The following is a 17,758-nucleotide window of genomic DNA, read 5'->3' as shown; positions in this document are numbered from 1 at the left end:
CGAAGCCGCATCCAGTGGCATACCATTTGCTTGCAAATGGGTTCGGTTTCACTTGCCCTTTGCCAATGAATAGCTGGCATCACGGCATTTCTGGGAGGACTTCATGGATCGCAGGACGGTATTGAAGGGACTGGCTGGCGCGGGCAGCCTGGCGTTGACGGGTGGCCTGTCGGCCCCGGCGATCGCGCAGGGTGCCGCGGCGCGCACCCTGCGTTTCGTGCCCCAGGCCAATCTCGCCAATTTCGACCCGATCTGGGGCACGCAATATGTCGTGCGCAATGCCGCCGCGATGGTCTGGGACACGCTCTACGGCATCGATTCCTCGTTCCGGCCGCAGCGGCAGATGGTCGAGTCCGAGGAAGTGACCGACGACGGCACCACTTGGACGTTCAAGCTGCGGCCCGGCCTCAAGTTCCACGACGGCGAGCCGGTGCTCAGCAAGGACGTCGTGGCAAGTCTGACGCGCTGGTCGGCCCGCGATCCGATGGGCCTGATGATCAAGGCGCTCCAGCAGGAGCTCACGGCCGTCGACGACCGCACCTTCAAATGGGTGCTGAAGCAGCCCTTCCCGAAATTGCTCTACGCGCTCGGGAAGAACAATTCGCCTTGCAGCTTCATCATGCCGGAGCGCATCGCGCAGACCGATCCGTTCAAGCAGATTTCTGAATATATCGGCTCCGGTCCGCTGAAGTTTGCCAAGAGCGAGTGGGTCCCCGGTGCGAAGGCCGTGTTCGAGAAATTCGCCGACTATTCACCGCGGCAGGAGAAGTCGTCATGGCTGGCCGGTGGCAAGCAGGTGATGGTCGACCGCGTCGAGTGGGTGATCATGCCGGATCCGGCAACCGCGGCGGCCGCGTTGCAGAACGGCGAGATCGACTGGTGGGAGAACCCGATCGCGGATCTCGTTCCAGTTCTGAAGAAGAACAAGAATATCAGCGTCGATATCGGCGATCCCCTCGGCAATATCGGCTCGTTCCGCATGAACTTCCTCTATCCGCCGTTCAACGACGTCAAGGCGCGGCGGGCGGTACTGATGGCGCTCAGCCAGGAAGACTACATGCGCGCGATCGTCGGCGACGACAATTCGCTGTGGAAGCCGCTGCCCGGCTACTTCACGCCGGATACGCCGCTCTACACCGAAGTGGGCGGCGAGATTCTGAAGGGCAAGCGCGATCTGGACGCCGCCAAGAAGCTGCTCGCCGAGAGCGGCTATTCCGGCCAGCCGGTGACGTGCCTCGTCGCGCAGGACCAGCCAATCACCAAGGCGATGGGCGACGTCACCGCCGACCTGCTCAAGAAGCTCGGCATGAATGTCGACTTCGTCGCAACCGATTGGGGCACGGTCGGGTCCCGCCGCGCGCAGAAGACGCCTCCGGGACAGGGCGGCTGGAACATGTTCCACACCTGGCACGCCGGCGCGGACTGCGTCAATCCGGCTCCCTACACCGCCATTCGTGCTAACGGCGACAAGGCCTGGTTCGGCTGGCCCACCAGCGCGGCCACCGAAAAGGAGGTCGCCTCGTGGTTCGAGGCCAAGAACACAGACGAGGAGAAGGCCGCCATCGGCCGCCTCAACAAGGCGGCGATCGATGACGTCGTCTACGCGCCGACCGGTTTCTTCCTGAGCTACACCGCGTGGCGCAAGAACGTCTCCGGCGTTGCCAAGGGACCGCTGCCGTTCTTCTGGGGCGTGTCGAAGTCCGCATGATCGTGCGCTGAGGCCAGATGCTCTCCTACATCCTCCGTCGCATCGTTGCGACCTTGCCGGTCATGGCGATCGTCGCGCTGTTCGTGTTCAGCCTGCTTTACATCGCGCCCGGCGATCCGGCCGTGGTGATCGCGGGCGATCAGGCAAGCCCGGAGGATGTGGAGCGCATCCGCCAGAGCCTCGGACTGGACCGGCCCTTCCTGGTCCAGTTCGGAGGCTGGGTCTGGCGCATCCTCCACGGCGATCTCGGCACCTCGATCTTCACCAACCTGCCGGTCTCGGCGATGATCGGGCAGCGTCTCGGACCGACGCTGTCGCTGATGATCGTCACGCTGCTGCTCACGATCGTGGTGGCGGTGCCGCTCGGCGTGGTGGCGGCATGGAAGGCCGGCAGCCTGATCGATCGCGTCATCATGGGCTTTGCCGTGTTCGGATTCTCGCTGCCCGTCTTCGTGGTCGGCTACATGCTCGCCTACGTCTTCGCGCTGGAGCTGGAATGGCTGCCGGTGCAGGGCTACACGCCGCTCAGCTCCGGCTTCTGGCCGTGGCTTGAGAACCTGATCCTGCCGGCGATCGCGCTCGGCTGCGTCTATATCGCGCTGGTCGCCCGCATCACGCGGGCAGCCATGCTCGAAGTGCTGCAGCAGGACTATATCCGCACGGCCAAGGCCAAGGGCCTCGGGCAGGGCGGCATCCTGTTCATTCACGCGCTGAAGAACGCGGCGGTGCCGATCGTCACCGTGATCGGGATCGGCATCGCGCTCCTGATCGGCGGCGCGGTCGTCACCGAGAGCGTGTTCGCGATCCCAGGCCTCGGCCGCCTCACCATCGATGCCATCCTGCGCCGTGACTATCCGGTGATCCAGGGCATCGTGCTGCTGTTCAGCTTCGTCTACGTCCTCGTCAATCTGATGATCGACGTCGTCTACACGCTCGTTGACCCGAGGATCCGCTATTGACCGACACCACCGTTAATCCGCATTCGCTTCCGGCCGGCCTCGTCCTTGCGCCGCAACTGCCCGAGATCCTGCGGCCGGTCAGGATACGGCGCGGCTTCGTCGGCCTCCTGCGCGGCCACCCGACGGTCGCGATCGGCGGCGCGCTGCTGCTGATGCTGGTGCTGATCGCCGTCTTTGCGCCGTACCTCGGCACGGTCGATCCGACCGCGCTTGCGCCCGCCAAGCGCACCCGCGCGCCGTCGGCCGATTTCTGGTTCGGCACCGACGTGCTCGGCCGCGACATCTATTCGCGCGTGCTGTTCGGCGCGCGGGTCTCGCTCACGGTCGGTCTGTCGGTCGCGATCTGCGCCTCGGCGATCGGTCTTGCCATCGGCATGGTCTCCGGCTTCATCCGCTGGGCCGACGGCATCCTGATGCGGTTCATGGACGGGCTGATGTCGATCCCGCCGATCCTGCTCGCGATCGCGCTGATGGCCCTGACGCGCGGCAGCGTCGGCAATGTCATCCTGGCGATCACCATCGCCGAGATCCCGCGCGTCTCGCGCCTCGTCCGCAGCGTCGTGCTGTCCTTGCGCGAGCAGCCCTATGTGGACGCGGCCGTCGCCTGCGGCACGCGCACGCCGATGATCATCCTGCGCCACATCCTGCCAAACACGGTTGCGCCGATGCTGGTGCAGGCGACCTATATCTGCGCCAGCGCCATGATCACGGAGGCGATCCTGTCCTTCATCGGCGCCGGCACGCCGCCGACCATCCCGTCCTGGGGCAACATCATGGCCGAGGGCCGCGCGCTCTGGCAGGTGAAGCCCTACATCGTGTTCTTCCCGGCGGCGTTCCTGTCCGTCACCGTGCTCGCCGTGAATCTGCTCGGCGACGGCCTTCGCGATGCGCTCGACCCGCGCATGGCCAAAAGCCTGTGATGTTGTCTGTGATGGATCGAGGCTGATTGCGATGGCTTTGCTCGAAGTCGAGAACCTCCAGACCCATTTCCGTACGCCCGGCGGCATCAACCGCGCGGTCGACGGAGTGTCCTTCCATGTCAACGAGGGCGAGACGCTCGCCATCGTCGGCGAGTCCGGCTGCGGCAAGTCGGTGACGTCGATGTCCTTGATGCGGTTGATTCCGGAGCCGCCGGGCCGGATCGCAGGCAGCATCCGCTTCGCGGGCAGGGATCTCTTGAAACTGTCCGACCGCGAGATGCGCGCGATCCGCGGCAACGACATCTCCATGATCTTTCAGGAACCGATGACGAGCCTGAACCCGGTGCTCACCGTCGGCCGCCAGATCCGCGAGACCTTGATGATTCATCAGGGTCTCGACAAGCAGGCGGCGGAGGCGCATGCGGTCGAGATGCTGACGCTGGTCGGCATTCCCGAGCCGAAACGGCGCGTCGGCGAATATCCGCACCAGCTGTCAGGCGGCATGCGCCAGCGCGTGATGATCGCGGTCGCGCTGGCCTGCAATCCGAAGCTTCTCATTGCGGACGAGCCGACCACCGCCCTCGACGTGACGATCCAGGCGCAGATCCTCAAGCTGATGCTGGACCTGAAGCGCCGGGTCGGTGCGGCCATCATCCTGATCACCCACGATCTCGGCGTCGTCGCCGAGATCGCCGAGCGTGTCATGGTGATGTATGCCGGCCGCAAGGTCGAGGAGGCGCCGGTGGCCGAGCTGTTCCGCTCGCCGCGGCACCCCTATACGCAAGGCCTGTTGGGTGCGGTGCCGAAGCTCGGCTCCTCGCTCGCGGGCACTGCGACCCGCCTCGCCGAAATCCCGGGGCAGGTGCCCGACCTCCGCAAGCCCATCACAGGCTGCGTCTTCGCCGGCCGCTGTGCGCTCGCCACCGACGTCTGCCGCCAATATGCGCCGGGACTGGAAGAGAAGGGCCCGCGCCACATCGCTGCGTGCCATTACGCAGCCAAGGGAGCGATCGCGGCATGAGTGTTCCGCTGCTCCAGGTCAACGACCTCAAGAAGCACTTTCCGATCAACAAGGGCCTCTTCGGACGGCAAACCGAATTCGTCTACGCGGTGGACGGCGTCTCCTTCGAGATCGCGCGCGGCGAGACGCTGTCGCTGGTCGGCGAGTCCGGCTGCGGAAAATCGACGGTCGGCCGCGCCATCCTGCGACTGTTCGAGATCACCTCGGGCCAGGTCATCCTCGATGGCCAGAGGATCGACGACGCCGCACCGGGCACGATGCGCCAGATGCGCCGCCGCGTGCAGGTCGTGTTCCAGGATCCGTTCTCGAGCCTCAATCCGCGCATGCGCGTGCGCGACATTCTTGCCGAGCCGATCCGTAATTTCGGCCTCGCCAAATCTGCCGAGGATCTCGAGGTCCGTGTCACATCGCTGATGGACACGGTGCGCCTGCCGCGCGAGGCGCTGAACCGCAGGCCGCACGAATTCTCCGGCGGCCAGCGTCAGCGCATCGGCATCGCGCGGGCGCTGGCTGCCGAGCCCGAGCTGATCGTCTGCGACGAGGCGGTCTCCGCGCTCGATGTCTCGGTTAAGGCGCAGATCGTCAATCTCTTGCAGGATCTCCAGCGCGAGTTCGGTCTCGCGCTACTGTTCATCAGCCACGATCTTGCCATCGTCGAGCACATGACCCACCGCGTCGCGGTGATGTATCTCGGCAAGATCGTCGAGGTGGCCCCGCGCCGCGAGATATTTGCCGCGCCAAGGCATCCCTACACCAAGGCGCTGCTTTCGGCCGTGCCGCTGCCGGAGCCCGGAGCCCAGCGTAATCCCATCATCCTCAAGGGCGACGTGCCGAGCCCGATCAATCCGCCGAAGGGATGCCGCTTCCACACCCGCTGCCCGTTCGTGTTCGACCGCTGCCGGAGCGAGGAGCCGACGCTGCGCGCGGCTGGAGCCGAGCAGTGGGTGGCCTGTCATCTCGAAGAGGCTGCGCCGGCAATGAGCAGCTGAGGGGATCCGACGCCAGTCCGTGTCGCGTTAGTCGCGCCGACGCTTGGGCGGGTGCCCCGACGGCGGACGGGACTGACATCGGGCGATGATGGCACTATGCCCCTGTTTTGCCCGACGAGTCAAAATCCACCGCCGATTTGCGTCGGCATTGGCCTCGGATGCGAGGCCGCGCGGTGCATCGGAAATTCGTAAGCGGAAACAAGCCCCGTTCTACTGTGCATGGGGTTGTTTACGCACTTTCGTGGTGGCGGACCTCAACCCTGCCGGCGCAGGAAGCCGGTGATCGTGACTTTGTCCCAGATGCCGGCCGCGGCAAAGGGATCTGCGCGGTTGAAGGCTTCGACCTCGGCGCGGCCGGGAGCCTCGATCAGGAACAGGCTGCCGATCATGGTCTGGCCGTCGTCGGAGACGAGCGGACCGGACATCACGATCTTGACGCCGAAGCGCGAGGTGTCGCTGAGGAAAGCCTTGTGGGCGTCGTAATTGGCGAGCCGCGTCGGCAACGCGCCGGTGCGGTCGAGGGCGTGAATGGCGAACAGCATGCTGTCTCCGTTTCTTGGCTTCGTTGTTGGGACGGCCGCAGGCTGCGGCCGTCCGGGCTTGGGGTGACGGAGCTACTTCGCGCTGAGCTTGCCGGCGTCCTCGAAAGTCGGGCAGGTCCGCTGTTCCAGCGGCACGTCGAACGGCTGGTAATTGTCCTTGGTGATGACCGTCGGCTTCAGCACGATCTCGCTGATGACAGGCTGGCCCCGCAAGGAGCGGATCGCCATCATGGTGCCGAGGCAGCCTTGCGCAAAGCCGTTGTAGTCGCCGCTCGCCAGCAGCTTGCCGGACTTGATCGCGTCGATCGCCTCCTTGGTGCCGTTGATGCCGATCACCTGCGCCTTGCGGTTGGCGCCGTCGAGCGCCTCGATCGCGCCGACCGCCATGGCATCGTTGGCCGCCAGCACGCCGTCGATCTGCGAATTCGACTGCATCAAATTCTCCATGACCTGGAGCGCCTGGAGCCGCTGATAATTGCCGGGCTGCGAGGCCAAGAGCTTGGCGCCGGGGGCTTCCTTCAGCGCGTCGTTGAAGCCGCGCACGCGGTCGACATTGGTCAGCGAGCCCTTGACGCCCTCGATGATGACGATGTTGCCCTTGCCGCCGAGTGTCTTGAGCAGGAAGCGCGCTGTCTCCAGCCCGAGGCTGTAATCGTCGGCGCCGACGAAGGACAGGAACTTGCCGCCGGCCGAACGGTCGGTGATGTTGACGACCGGGATCTTGGCCTCGTTGATCTTCTCGACGCCCGGCACCATCGCCTTGTAATCGACCGGCGTGAACACGATCGCGCTCGGCTTCTTCACCACGACGTCCTCGATCTGGCTGAGCTGCTCGGGAATCGAGTCCGGCTTGGTCGGGATGTACTGCAGCGTCTTCGCGTTCAGCACCTTCGCCATGTTGTCGGCGCCGACCCGCACCGTCTGGAAGAACGGATTGGTCTGGTTCTTGGTGAAGACGGCGATGGTCTCGCCGTCCGCATGTGCCGCATTCGTGAACGCGGCCGCCATCAGCAGCGGCAGCGCCACATAGCCAATTGTCTTTCTCATGTTGCCTCCATCCCTCATTTTGCTTGTTGGATTGCTAGAACTCATTGCGCGCGGCGGCGGGTCTTCATGTCGAGCCAGACCGCGAGAATGACGATGACGCCGGTGACGAGCGGCTGCCAATTGGCGCTGACCGCGAGCAGGTTCATGCCGTTCAGCACCAGGGTCAGGATCAGCGCGCCGATGAAGGTGCCGAACACGGTGCCGACGCCGCCGAACAGCGAGGTGCCGCCGATCAGCACGGCCGCGATCGCCGGCAGCGTCAGGCTCTCGCCGATGTCCGCCTCGGCCGAATTGAGCCGCGACAGGAAGATGATCGAGGCAAGTCCCGCCATGGTGCCCGAGACCGCGTAGACCAGCAGCAGGCGCCGCGCGACCGGAATGCCGGAGAGCCTCGCTGCGACCGGATTGGCGCCGATCGCATAGATCTCCTGGCCCCAGACCGTGCGCTGCGCGAAGAACGTCCCGATCCCCAGGAACACCAGCAGCAGATAGACCGGGATCGGCAGGCCGAACAGATAGCCGCTGCCGATCTGGCGGAAGCCGGCTGGGAAGCCGTGCAGGGTCTCGCCCGCCATGTACCAATAGGTGAGGCCGTTCAGCACCCAGAGCATGCCATAGGTGGCGATGAAGGAGGGGATGCGGAGCGCCGTGACCATGACGCCGTTGATCAGGCCGACGATGCCGCCGCAGGCAAGTCCGGTGAGGATGCCGAGCGCCGGCGAGCCGGTCTTGTGGATCACGGTGCCGGCGAGGCAGGCGGACAGCGCGACATTGGCGCCGACGGAGAGATCGAGGCCGGCCGTGAGCACCACCAGCGTCAGGCCGGAGGCGATGAAGAAGGTCAGGCTCGCCTGCCTCAGCACGTTGAGGATGTTGCCGAGGCTCAGGAAGGAATCGCTGAGCACGGCGAGCACCGCGCAGATCAGGAAAGCCGCGAGCAGGCGATAGAACAGCTGGACCGCGTCCTGCGACAGGAAGGAGCGGGGCGGCGCGATGGCGCCCTTGGTGATGTCGGTCATGTGCGGCTCCTGAGGCCGTCGAGGAACAGGGCAACGATGACGAGCACGCCGACGCTGGCGACCTGCACCGAAGAGGGCAGCGAGATCAGGTTCAACCCGTTGCGCAACACGCCGACGGAAAGGACTCCGAGCAGCGTACCGAGCAGCCAGCCATTGCCGCGCTCGAACGAGGTGCCGCCGACGGCGACGGCCGCGATGGCATCGAATTCCAGACCGAGGCCGGCGGTGGGATGGCCGGAGTTCATGCGTGCGGTCATCAACAGGCCCGCGATGCCGGCCATGGCGCCGCCGATCGCATAGACCGCGATCAGCAGCCTGTTGGGCGAGAGCCCGGCATAGCGCAGTGCCTCGCGGTTGCCGCCGAGCGCGAAGATGTAGGTGCCGAAGCGGGTGTGATAGAGCAGGCCGTGAAACGCCGCATAAGTCACCAGCGCCATCACGATCGGCACGGGAATGCCGAGCAGCGTCGCCGAGTAGATGTCGCGCACGCTGTGGGGGATGCCGACCACGCTCTGGCCGTCGCTGACGATCAGCGACAGGCCCTGCGCCATGCCGAGCGTGCCGAGGGTCGCGACGAAGGGCGGTATGCCCAGAATGGCGACCAGCCAGCCGTTGGCAACGCCAAAGGCCGTGCCGACCAGAAGGCCGGCGCCGAGGCCCAGCAGCATCGACTTGGTCGCGAGCGACACGATCGCGACGCAGAGCGAAGTCAGCGTCAGCACCGCGCCCATCGACAGGTCCAGCCCCTCCGTCATGATGATGAGCGTCATCGGCAGCGCGAGCATGGTCAGGATGGTCGATTGCACCAGCACGTTGGAGAGGTTGGCGACCGAGAGGAAGCCGGGCGCGATTACGCTGAACAGCGCGATCAGCAGCACCAGCACCATGGCGACGCCGGGAATGCGTTGCAGCGGATTTGGCTCCGAAGCGACTGCGACCTCACGCATGATGCATCCCCAATCGCACGATGTTCTCCTCGGTCAATTCGTTGCGTGCCAGGTGTCCGGCAATGCGTCCCTCGCGCATCACGTAGGCGCGGTCGCAGACATGGCAGATCTCGACCTGCTCGGACGAGATCATCAGCGCCGCCGCGCCTTCCGCGACGAGGCGGTCGATCAGCGCGAAGATCTCCGACTTGGCGCCGATGTCGATGCCGCGCGTCGGCTCGTCGAAGATGAAAAGCTTCGAGCCGGCGGCGAGCCATTTGCCGATCACGACCTTCTGCTGGTTGCCGCCCGAGAGCAGGCCGACGGTCTGGCGTGCGCTCGGTGTCGCGATGCGGAGCTGCCGGATCAGGCCGTCGGCGGTGCGCTGGGCCGAGCGTTGGTCGAACAGCCCGCTCGGAAACAGCTTTTTCAGCGCCGACACCACCAGATTGTCGCTGACGGATCGCAGCAGCGCGAGGCCTTCGCTCTTGCGGCTCTCCGGGATCAGCGCGATGCCGCGGCGGGCGGCGAGATCCGGCTCGCCGGAAATGCTCTTGCCGTCGAAGATGATCTCGCCGGATGTCACGGGATCGGCTCCGAAGATGGCGCGGGCAACTTCGCTGCGGCCGGAGCCGACAAGGCCGCACAGCCCGACGATCTCGCCGCGGCGCACCTCGATGTTGATGTCGGAAATGCCGGTCGGCGCGGAGAGGTTCTTGACCTCGAGCAGCAACTCGCCGGGCTTATGGGCGAAATGGCGCGGATAGGTCATGTCGACGTTGCGGCCGACCATCATGCGCACCAGCTGGTCCGGCGTGACGTCGGCGGGCCGGACGCCGTCGATGCGGCGGCCGTCGCGCAGCACGGTGATGCGGTCGCCGAGCGCGAACACTTCGGCCATGCGGTGGGAGATATAGACGATGGCGACGCCGTCGGCCTTCAGTCGCGCGATCAGCGCGAACAAGAGCTCGGTCTCGCGGTCGGACAGCGCCGCGGTCGGCTCGTCCATGACGAGGATGCGGGCGTTCTGGCTGATCGCCTTGGCGATCTCGACCATCTGCTGCTGGGCGACGCCGAGCTTGTCGACGGTGGTGGCGGGATCGATGTCGAAGCCGATGGTCTCGAGCACGCGCTTTGCGTCGGCCAATATCCTGCGGCGGTCGATGGTGCCGGGAATGCGGCCCTTCGGCTCGCGTCCGAGGAAAATGTTCTGGGCGATGTCGAGATAGGGGACCAGCGAGAATTCCTGGAAGATCACGGCGATGCCGAGCTTCTGCGCATCGGCAGTCGAGGAGATCGCAACCCTCTCGCCGTTGTAATAGAACTCGCCCGCGTCGGCGCGATAGGCGCCGCACAGCACTTTCATCAGGCTCGACTTGCCGGCGCCGTTCTCGCCCAGCAGCATATGGACTTCACCGGGGTAGACGGCAAAGGACACGTCGTCGAGCGCCTTGACGCCGGGAAACTCCTTGCTGATGCCGCGCAGCTCCAGCAGCGGCGTGGGCGAGGTGACCTCGATCGGGAGCGCGTCGCTCATGGCGTGTTGCTCATGTTTTGGCTCCACTCGCAAAGATCTTTCCTGGGTTCATCAATCCGTCGGGATCGAGCGCCGCCTTGATCGATCGCATCACGTCCACGGCTTCGCCAAGCTCGTCGGTGAGATAATCGATCTTGCCGAGCCCGATGCCATGCTCGCCGGTGCAGGTGCCGTCCATGGCGATGGCGCGCGCGACCATGCGGGCCTGCAGCGCCTTGGCGCCTTCGGCCTCCTCGGGCTTTGTCGGATCGATCAGGATCAGCATGTGGAAATTGCCATCGCCGACATGGCCGACGATCGGTGCGGTGAAGCCGTGCGCGTCCGCATCGCGCCGCGTCTCGGTCAGGCATTCGGCGAGACGCGAGATCGGCACGCAGACGTCGGTGATCACGGCGCGTGCGCCGGGCCGCAGGCCGAGGCTCGCATAGAGCGTGTTGTCGCGGGCGTGCCAGAGCCGGCTGCGGTCTTCCTGCGCCTTGGCCCAGGCAAAGCCATGGCCGCCATGATCGGCCGCGATCGCCTGCGCCGCCTCTGCCTGCTCGGCGACTGACGTCTCGGAGCCGTGGAATTCGAAGAACAGCGTGGGGGCCTCGCGATAGCCGAGCTTGGCGTAGGCATTGATGCCGCGCATCATGACATCGTCGAGCAGCTCGATGCGGGCCACGGGGATCGCGGCCTGGATCACGGAGATCGCGGTGTCCACCGCATCGTGTAGGGTGTCAAAGCTGCAGACCGCGGCCGAGATCGCCTGCGGCACGGGGTGTACCTTCAGCGTGATCTCCGTGATGACGCCGAGCGTGCCTTCCGCGCCGACGAACATGCGCGTCAGATCATAGCCCGCCGCCGATTTCCGCGCGCGCCGGGCGGTGCGGATCACGCGGCCGTCGGCCAGCACGACCTCGAGCGCCATGACGTTGTCCTTCATGGTGCCGTAGCGCACCGCCATCGTGCCGGAGGCGCGCGTCGACGTCATGCCGCCGATCGAAGCGTCGGCGCCGGGATCGATCGGGAAGAACAGGCCGGTATTGCGCAGCTCCGCATTGAGCTGCTTGCGGGTAATGCCGGGCTGCACCACGACGTCCATGTCACTGTCGTGCACCGTGAGCACCTTGTTCATGCGCGCGAAGTCGAAGCAGACGCCGCCGGCGACCGCCGCCGCATTGCCTTCGAGCGAGGTCCCAGCACCGAACGGCACGATCGGCATGCCCGCACCGGCGCAGAGCTTGACGATTTCGGCGACCTCCTGCGTGGTCTCGGGGAAGACCACGATGTCGGGCGGCAGGCTCTGATAGTGCGACTCGCTCTGCCCGTGCTGATCGAGCACGCCGCGCGCGACGCTCGCGCGCGGACCGATCATGCCGGCAAGGCGCTCGGCCACAATGCCCGTGCTGACCCGCGGTCCCATCCTAAAGCTCCCGTCCCTGTTTTACGGACTCTTGTTGGTCCGTCGTTGAGCTTAAGCGGCTCTTGCGTTGCTTGCGACCTGCTTCAGGCCGAAATCATAGTTGAGATGAAAATAGTCGCGCTCCACCATGCGACCATCCGGCGCACGGCCGGCGGGATGGCGGACGAATTCGCGGATCAGGCTGTCCTTGACGCCGAACACCACGTCGCTATCGAGATATTGGTCGCCGGCAACGAAGACGTGCGTCACCAGCTGCTCGTAACCGGGCGCTGAGATCATGAAGTGCACGTGCGCCGGGCGCCAGGGATGGCGTCCCTGCACCTCGAGCATCTCGCCGACCGGTCCGTCATGCGGAATCGGATAGGCGGCCGGTTTGATCGACCAGAAATGGAAGCGGCCGTTGGCATCGGTGTGGAAGCGGGCGCGCATCGCGAGATCGTCGATCTTGTCGAGCTGCTGCACGTCGTAATAGCCGTCGTCGTCGGAGTGCCAGACGTCCACGACTGCGCCGGCCAGCGGCTTTCCGTCCACGGCCGAGACCGAGCCGGTGACCAGCATCGGATCGCCCTCCAACGGCCCGGAGATGTCAGCGCCGCTGTCCTTCTCCGGCGCGGCCTGGACGAAGAACGGGCCGAGCACCGTGGTCTCGGTCGCGCCTTCTGGCACCGGATGGTTGATGGCGTCGACCAGCATGGAGACGCCGAGCGTGTCCGACAGCAGGATGAACTCCTGGCGCTTGTCGTTGCACATGTGCCCTGTGCGGGTCAGGAAGTCGATGCCGTACTCCCACTCCTTCTGGGTCGGCCGCACCTCGCGGACGAAGGCGTGAAGATGCCGCACCAGCGCTTCGCTCACCTGCTTGATGCGCGGGTCGGTCGCGTCCGCGATCCGCTCCAGCACCGCATCCGTGATCGTGTTTTCGTTGAAGTTACGCATGTCAGCCTCCGTTTATCACAGCTTCGGTTCGCCGAGGCCGGACAGCCGTTCGAGATGCTTGACCGTCGCGATGAAGTCGGTGTCGCCGTCGCCTTGTGCGACCAGCGAGCCATAGGTCTCGCGCACTTGGGCTGCGAGCTGCAGCGGCACGCCGACGGCGTGGCCGGCGCCCAGGATCAGGTCGAGATCCTTGGCCATCTGCTTGCACGAGAAGGTGGACTCGAAATCGCGTGTCCGCAGCGGCGCGGTCTTGTACTTGACCATGGGGGAGGCGACCGCGCTGTCGTCGAGCACCTTCAAAATGTCCTGCCAGGCGATGCCGCCCTTGCGCGCCAGCGCCAGGCTCTCCGCCATCATTGCCGCCGACACCGCGATCATCAGGTTGACAGAGAGTTTGGCGTAGCGCGCTTCCTCGGCAGGGCCGAGATAGGTCTGAGCGCGGGTGAAGCCTTGGAACAGTGGCTTTGCGCTCTCGAAGGCGTCCTTTGGCCCCGAGACGAAGCAGGTCAGCGCGCCCGTGTGCACGATGCTGGCATTGCCGGAGACCGGCGCGCGCAGATAGGCAATGCCACGGGCCTGCGCGGCGGCCGCGACCTCAGCCGAGGCTTCGACGCTCACAGTGCTGGTTTCGATCAAGACGGCACCTTGTGCCATCGCGGCGATCAGGCCGGCGGGGCCGAGCAATGCGCCGCGCAGAGCGGCGTCGTCGGGCAGGGACGTGATCACTGCAGCCTTGCCGCTCACGGCCTCGGCCGGCGAGGCGGCACTCGCAATGCCTTGCGCGCGTGCCTCGCTGATCCTCGCCGCGCTCTGATCAAACGCGGTGACGGTGTAGCCGGCTTTCGCGACGAGCACCGACATCGGCAAGCCCATCTTGCCGATCCCGATGAAAGCAACTTGTTTCAGAGCGTCAGCCATCGTTCTGGTCCATTGGCGCCTTCAGGCGGCGCGTCCCTGTCGTTCGATATCCTGCACCAGCCGCCGGCCGGATTGCGCCAGCAGCTCCTTCTTCGTCTCGAGCCCCTCAACCAGCAGTCTGCCGTTCCTCTTCTGCCAAACGCCGCCGATCATGACAGACTCGATGTTGGTGAGGCTCGTCTGCATCACGACGGTTGCGATCGGGTCATGCACCGGATGAAGGTTGAGGTCGGAGGCGTTGATGATGACGAGGTCGGCGAGCTTGCCAGGCGTCAGCGAGCCGATCTGGTGCCCGCGGCCGAGCATGCGGGCGCCTTCCACCGTGATCCAGCGCAGCGCTTCGCGCACGGGAATCGTGGTCGTCGCCGGAATGGCGCCACTCGCTTTGCGCGATTCCGCATTGTCCAGTGCCCGCTGCATCGACAGCGCAACGCGCGCGGCGGAGAGGAGATCGCCGGCCAGCACGGATTCCAAGTCGATGCCGATCGTCGGCCGCACGCCGCGCTTCAGAAGGCGGCCGGTGATCGGAAAGCCATGGCCCTGGATCATCTCATTCTCGGGCGTCACCGAGAACGATACGCCGAGATCGACGAGACGAACGAGCAGATCATCTGGCAGATCGTTGCCATGGACGATGTTGATGCCGGGGCCGACCAGGCCGGCCTCGAGCAGCTTCTCCCAGCCGCCGGGCGTCTTCGCCGGACCGCCGCCCTGATGCATCGAAGCGATCAGGTTCAGCTCCCGCGCCAGGCGGAAATCGTGCATGGCGACGTCGAGCGTCGAATAATGCGGTCCGAGAATGGCGAGCCCCAGCGTGACGAGTCCGTCGCGGTCGCCGAGCGCGCCTGCCAGCAGCCGCTCGACCTCACGGCGCGGATGCGGCACTTCCGAGAAATGCGGCTCGCCCGGCTTTGGCTCGGGTTTCGGCGAGCCGTGGAAGAACGCGGCGCGGATGCCGCTTTCGACCAGGCCGCGCACGGCGGCATCGGTATGATCGGGCGTCGGGTTGTTGTGACACCAGTCGATCAGCGTGGTGACGCCGTGGTTGATCTGGTTCAGCGCGCCGACGAGGGTTGCGATGTAAATGTCGTCGGGCCGGAACACGGTGGCGAGGCCCGCATGCATGCGGCGGAAATATTCCAGCAGCGTCCAGTTCGCGGCAAAGCCGCGCAAGCCGGTCTGCCAGGTGTGCATGTGCGCGTTGATCAAGCCCGGAATGACGATGCGGCCGGCGCCGTCGATGACCTCCGTGTCGGCCGCAGCGTCGATCGACGGGCGCACGTCCGCGATCCGGCTGCCCTCGACCAGCACATCGCCGGTCCAGAGGTCGCCGATCGTGTCATCCATGCTGATGACGATCGCCGATTTGATCAGCGTGCGCCGCATCGTCTCACGCCGCCGCTTTGATGGCGCTTGGCGGCTCGCCGGCCCAGGCGCGTGCAATCAAGTCGCGAATGGCGCCACGCTCGAGCGGGCGCGGGTTCCAATAGGCGTTGGTGACGGCGAGATCGGCCGCCTTGTCGATGCCGCTCTCGGGCATGCCGACATCGCGCAGCGCGACCTTCGCGCCCAGTCGCTTGGCAAGATCGAAAAGTCCCTGCGATGCGTCGGCCGCGCCAATCGCGCGCCCGATGCGCGTCATCGCATCGGGTACCGCGGGGGCGTTGTAGGCCAGCGCGTGCGGGAGCACGATCGTGTGCGTTTCGGCGTGTGGCAGGTCGAACGTACCGCCGAGCGTGTGGCAGAGCTTGTGATGCAGCGCCATGCCGACCGTGCCGAGACAGACACCGCACAGCCAGGCGCCATAGAGCGCCTCGGTGCGGGGCTCGCGATCGTCGCTCCTGCCGGCAATGGCAGGCAAAGCACGCGCCAGCGCGCGGATACCTTCTTCGGCCATCAGCGAGGTGACAGGGTTGGCGTCGCGCGCGTAGAGCGCCTCGACCGCATGCGCGATCGCGTTGATGCCGGAGGTCGCGGCGAGGCTCGCCGGCAGCGTCAGCGTCAGGTCGACGTCGTAGATCACGGTCTCCGGCAGCACGGCCGCATCGCGCACCGTCGTCTTAAGCCCGTTCTCGGTCTGGCCGACGATCGGCGTCATCTCCGAGCCGGCATACGTCGTGGGGATGCAGAGCTGGTTGACGCCGGTGCGCAAGGCCAAAGCCTTACCGAGCCCGGTGGTCGAGCCGCCGCCCAGCGAGACGACGCAATCGGCCTCGCATGCCTTCATCGCCGCGAGCGCGCGTTGCGTGACCTCGACCGGCGTGTGCATGGTGGCGCCGGAAAAGATGCCGGCATAGAGCGGACCGAGCGCGGCCCCCAAGCTCTTGCCTTGTCCCTCCTGCTGCGGCGTCGTCAGCACCAGCGCACGCTTGCCGCCGAGCCGCTCGACCTCGGCCCTTGCGCTCGCCAGCGTTCCGCTGCCGAACACGACGCGGCAGGGCAGGTTTTCGAAGGTGAACGAACCGATCATGCGCCGGTCTCTTTGATGGGATAATCGACCTGGAAGCGCCCGATCCGCAAGTCGCCCAGCGCCTCGCGCACGCGCAGATGTTCCGGATGGTTGGCGTAGGCGGCAAGCGCCGCCTGGTCGGTGAATTCGGAGAACAGCACCACATCGCAGGCGTAGTCGACCGCGCTGACGTCCATGCCGACTTCGATATGGGTGAGGCCGTCGATCCGGCCCTTGAGGCCCTCGAACAGGGTCTTGACCTTGAGCCGGGCGGCGGAGCGCTCCGCAGGCGTATCGCCGCGCAGCCGCCACATCACGATGTGCCTGATCGGGCCCGACATTTCCCAGTTTCCTCGCCTGCAATGGTGCTTTGTTGGCGCCATTTTGCCTTGCAGAAAACGGAAATAAAGGTCAAAATTTGTAAGTCTCTTTTCCTGTTTATGCAAAAATGGACCGGCTGCTTCAACTCGAGGTCTTCTCGAAAACCGCTGAGCTCGGCAGCCTTTCCAAGGCCGCCGAAATTCTGCGGATGTCGAACGCCGCTGCGAGCCGCCATCTCAGCGCGCTGGAGGAGCGGCTGGCGGTCCGGCTGATCGAGCGCAACACGCGCCGGCAATGGCTGACCGAAGCCGGGCAGGAGCTGTTGCAACGTTGCAGCACGCTGTTGAACGAGCTCGCCGAAGCCGAGGACGCCGTCTCCGACCGCGCGCTGTCGCCGAAAGGCATGCTGCGCGTGACGAGTTCGCTGTCCTTTGCGATGATCTATCTCGCGCCGATGCTGCCCGCCTTCCGCGCGCTCTATCCTGATCTCAGCGTGCAGATCATCAGCGCAAACCGCTATCTCGACTTCATCGAAGCCGGCATCGACGTCGCGATCCGCACGCGCGAGCACGAGCCGGATTCAAACATCGTCGTCCGCCGCATCGGTCAGATGCACCGCGTGCTCGCGGCCGCTCCCTCCTACCTCGAGAAGCATGGCCGGCCCGAGCATCCCGCCGATCTCGCCCGTCACAACATGCTGATCTACAACCTCGCCAATGATCCCTATTCGCTGCGGCTGAGCCAGGGCAGCACGACGCAGACAATCCGGATCGCGCCGACGCTCGACAGCAATGACGGCCAGATCATCTGTGGTGCAGCGCGCGCGGGGCTCGGCATCCTGATCCAGCCGCTCTATATCGTGCAGGGCGATATCGCGGCTGGGCGGCTGGTGCCTGTCCTGAGGGATTGGCAGCTGCCGTTGCTCACCATGAACATCGCCTATCAGAACCGCGTCAGGCTGCCTGCCAAGATCAGGGTGTTCTCCGACTTCCTCGTCAGCTACATCCGGGAGCATTCGGAGCCGGGGATCTGGATCGACGCGGCGAAGTGAGCGGGAAGCA

17 protein-coding genes are annotated in these 17,758 nt (G+C 65.6%); 6 read left to right on the top strand and 11 right to left on the bottom strand.

Features of this window, described 5'->3' with window-relative positions:
* The first annotated feature begins 103 nt into the window (after window positions 1-103).
* From P0R31_RS20075 to P0R31_RS20055, 5 genes are read left to right on the top strand one after another with little or no spacing between them, the layout of a single operon-like run.
* Complete coding sequence (locus P0R31_RS20075; RefSeq protein ID WP_275515778.1) at window positions 104-1,708, top strand: ABC transporter substrate-binding protein; 1,605 nt, start codon at window positions 104-106, stop codon at window positions 1,706-1,708.
* Window positions 1,709-1,725: 17 nt separating this feature from the next.
* A complete protein-coding gene (locus P0R31_RS20070) occupies window positions 1,726-2,667 on the top strand; it encodes an ABC transporter permease (protein ID WP_275515776.1) in 942 nt (313 codons plus the stop codon).
* Entirely contained in the window at window positions 2,664-3,587 is a 924-nt protein-coding gene (locus P0R31_RS20065) for an ABC transporter permease (RefSeq protein WP_036005259.1), read from the top strand. The genes P0R31_RS20070 and P0R31_RS20065 overlap by 4 nt, the downstream gene beginning before the upstream one ends.
* Window positions 3,588-3,618: 31 nt before the next feature.
* Complete coding sequence (locus P0R31_RS20060; protein ID WP_275515774.1) at window positions 3,619-4,608, top strand: ABC transporter ATP-binding protein; 990 nt, start codon at window positions 3,619-3,621, stop codon at window positions 4,606-4,608.
* A complete protein-coding gene (locus tag P0R31_RS20055) occupies window positions 4,605-5,597 on the top strand; it encodes an ABC transporter ATP-binding protein (RefSeq protein WP_275515773.1) in 993 nt (330 codons plus the stop codon). The genes P0R31_RS20060 and P0R31_RS20055 overlap by 4 nt, the downstream gene beginning before the upstream one ends.
* 254 nt (window positions 5,598-5,851) lie before the next feature.
* Here the strand turns inward: P0R31_RS20055 and P0R31_RS20050 are convergent, their stop codons facing one another.
* From P0R31_RS20050 to P0R31_RS20000, 11 genes are all read right to left on the bottom strand, one after another.
* Complete coding sequence (locus P0R31_RS20050) at window positions 5,852-6,139, bottom strand: YciI family protein (RefSeq protein WP_100230901.1); 288 nt, start codon at window positions 6,137-6,139, stop codon at window positions 5,852-5,854.
* A gap of 72 nt (window positions 6,140-6,211) precedes the next feature.
* Entirely contained in the window at window positions 6,212-7,186 is a 975-nt protein-coding gene (locus P0R31_RS20045) for a sugar ABC transporter substrate-binding protein (RefSeq protein WP_275515772.1), read from the bottom strand.
* 41 nt (window positions 7,187-7,227) lie between these two features.
* Complete coding sequence (locus tag P0R31_RS20040; RefSeq protein WP_275515770.1) at window positions 7,228-8,205, bottom strand: ABC transporter permease; 978 nt, start codon at window positions 8,203-8,205, stop codon at window positions 7,228-7,230.
* Entirely contained in the window at window positions 8,202-9,152 is a 951-nt protein-coding gene (locus P0R31_RS20035; protein ID WP_197946698.1) for an ABC transporter permease, read from the bottom strand. The genes P0R31_RS20040 and P0R31_RS20035 overlap by 4 nt, the downstream gene beginning before the upstream one ends.
* Window positions 9,145-10,668, bottom strand: a complete 1,524-nt coding sequence (locus P0R31_RS20030) for a sugar ABC transporter ATP-binding protein (protein ID WP_275515769.1) — start codon at window positions 10,666-10,668, stop codon at window positions 9,145-9,147. Before P0R31_RS20030 ends, P0R31_RS20035 begins: the two co-directional genes overlap by 8 nt.
* Window positions 10,669-10,678: 10 nt before the next feature.
* Complete coding sequence (locus P0R31_RS20025; protein WP_275515767.1) at window positions 10,679-12,073, bottom strand: FAD-linked oxidase C-terminal domain-containing protein; 1,395 nt, start codon at window positions 12,071-12,073, stop codon at window positions 10,679-10,681.
* Between the two features lie 51 nt (window positions 12,074-12,124).
* Window positions 12,125-13,009, bottom strand: coding sequence for an intradiol ring-cleavage dioxygenase (locus P0R31_RS20020; protein WP_275515766.1), 885 nt, complete (start codon window positions 13,007-13,009; stop codon window positions 12,125-12,127).
* Between the two features lie 15 nt (window positions 13,010-13,024).
* Window positions 13,025-13,927 carry an NAD(P)-dependent oxidoreductase gene (locus P0R31_RS20015; RefSeq protein WP_275515765.1) on the bottom strand — a complete coding sequence of 301 codons (903 nt, stop codon included), beginning with the start codon at window positions 13,925-13,927 and terminating at the stop codon, window positions 13,025-13,027.
* A 21-nt stretch (window positions 13,928-13,948) separates the two neighbouring features.
* Window positions 13,949-15,313 carry an amidohydrolase family protein gene (locus P0R31_RS20010; RefSeq protein WP_275515762.1) on the bottom strand — a complete coding sequence of 455 codons (1,365 nt, stop codon included), beginning with the start codon at window positions 15,311-15,313 and terminating at the stop codon, window positions 13,949-13,951.
* 4 nt (window positions 15,314-15,317) lie between these two features.
* The gene (locus P0R31_RS20005; protein ID WP_275515761.1) at window positions 15,318-16,397 is read right to left on the bottom strand and encodes a maleylacetate reductase; all 1,080 of its coding nucleotides are present in this window, start codon (window positions 16,395-16,397) and stop codon (window positions 15,318-15,320) included.
* On the bottom strand, window positions 16,394-16,717 hold the full coding sequence (locus P0R31_RS20000; protein WP_275515759.1) for a Dabb family protein: 324 nt from the start codon (window positions 16,715-16,717) through the stop codon (window positions 16,394-16,396). Before P0R31_RS20000 ends, P0R31_RS20005 begins: the two co-directional genes overlap by 4 nt.
* Window positions 16,718-16,824: 107 nt before the next feature.
* Here P0R31_RS20000 and P0R31_RS19995 point away from each other — a divergent pair, with 107 nt between their 5' ends.
* Window positions 16,825-17,748, top strand: coding sequence for a LysR family transcriptional regulator (locus tag P0R31_RS19995; protein ID WP_157282638.1), 924 nt, complete (start codon window positions 16,825-16,827; stop codon window positions 17,746-17,748).
* Window positions 17,749-17,758 lie beyond the last annotated feature (10 nt).

It is taken from the genome of Bradyrhizobium yuanmingense (assembly GCF_029167105.1).
GTDB lineage: Bacteria > Pseudomonadota > Alphaproteobacteria > Rhizobiales > Xanthobacteraceae > Bradyrhizobium > Bradyrhizobium yuanmingense_A.
This window is presented reverse-complemented; position numbering and strand designations above follow the sequence as displayed.

Bases quoted from the DNA above. Each gene is read 5' to 3' on its own strand.
- P0R31_RS20010 (WP_275515762.1), bottom strand. From the start codon at position 15,313: ATGCGGCGCACGCTGATCAAATCGGCGATCGTCATCAGCATGGATGAC.
- P0R31_RS20000 (WP_275515759.1), bottom strand. From the start codon at position 16,717: ATGTCGGGCCCGATCAGGCACATCGTGATGTGGCGGCTGCGCGGCGAT.
- P0R31_RS20040 (WP_275515770.1), bottom strand. From the start codon at position 8,205: ATGACCGACATCACCAAGGGCGCCATCGCGCCGCCCCGCTCCTTCCTG.
- P0R31_RS20050 (WP_100230901.1), bottom strand. From the start codon at position 6,139: ATGCTGTTCGCCATTCACGCCCTCGACCGCACCGGCGCGTTGCCGACG.
- P0R31_RS20035 (WP_197946698.1), bottom strand. From the start codon at position 9,152: ATGCGTGAGGTCGCAGTCGCTTCGGAGCCAAATCCGCTGCAACGCATT.
- P0R31_RS20070 (WP_275515776.1), top strand. From the start codon at position 1,726: ATGCTCTCCTACATCCTCCGTCGCATCGTTGCGACCTTGCCGGTCATG.
- P0R31_RS20060 (WP_275515774.1), top strand. From the start codon at position 3,619: ATGGCTTTGCTCGAAGTCGAGAACCTCCAGACCCATTTCCGTACGCCC.
- P0R31_RS20020 (WP_275515766.1), bottom strand. From the start codon at position 13,009: ATGCGTAACTTCAACGAAAACACGATCACGGATGCGGTGCTGGAGCGG.
- P0R31_RS20045 (WP_275515772.1), bottom strand. From the start codon at position 7,186: ATGAGAAAGACAATTGGCTATGTGGCGCTGCCGCTGCTGATGGCGGCC.
- P0R31_RS19995 (WP_157282638.1), top strand. From the start codon at position 16,825: ATGGACCGGCTGCTTCAACTCGAGGTCTTCTCGAAAACCGCTGAGCTC.
- P0R31_RS20030 (WP_275515769.1), bottom strand. From the start codon at position 10,668: ATGAGCGACGCGCTCCCGATCGAGGTCACCTCGCCCACGCCGCTGCTG.
- P0R31_RS20015 (WP_275515765.1), bottom strand. From the start codon at position 13,927: ATGGCTGACGCTCTGAAACAAGTTGCTTTCATCGGGATCGGCAAGATG.
- P0R31_RS20075 (WP_275515778.1), top strand. From the start codon at position 104: ATGGATCGCAGGACGGTATTGAAGGGACTGGCTGGCGCGGGCAGCCTG.
- P0R31_RS20025 (WP_275515767.1), bottom strand. From the start codon at position 12,073: ATGGGACCGCGGGTCAGCACGGGCATTGTGGCCGAGCGCCTTGCCGGC.
- P0R31_RS20055 (WP_275515773.1), top strand. From the start codon at position 4,605: ATGAGTGTTCCGCTGCTCCAGGTCAACGACCTCAAGAAGCACTTTCCG.
- P0R31_RS20005 (WP_275515761.1), bottom strand. From the start codon at position 16,397: ATGATCGGTTCGTTCACCTTCGAAAACCTGCCCTGCCGCGTCGTGTTC.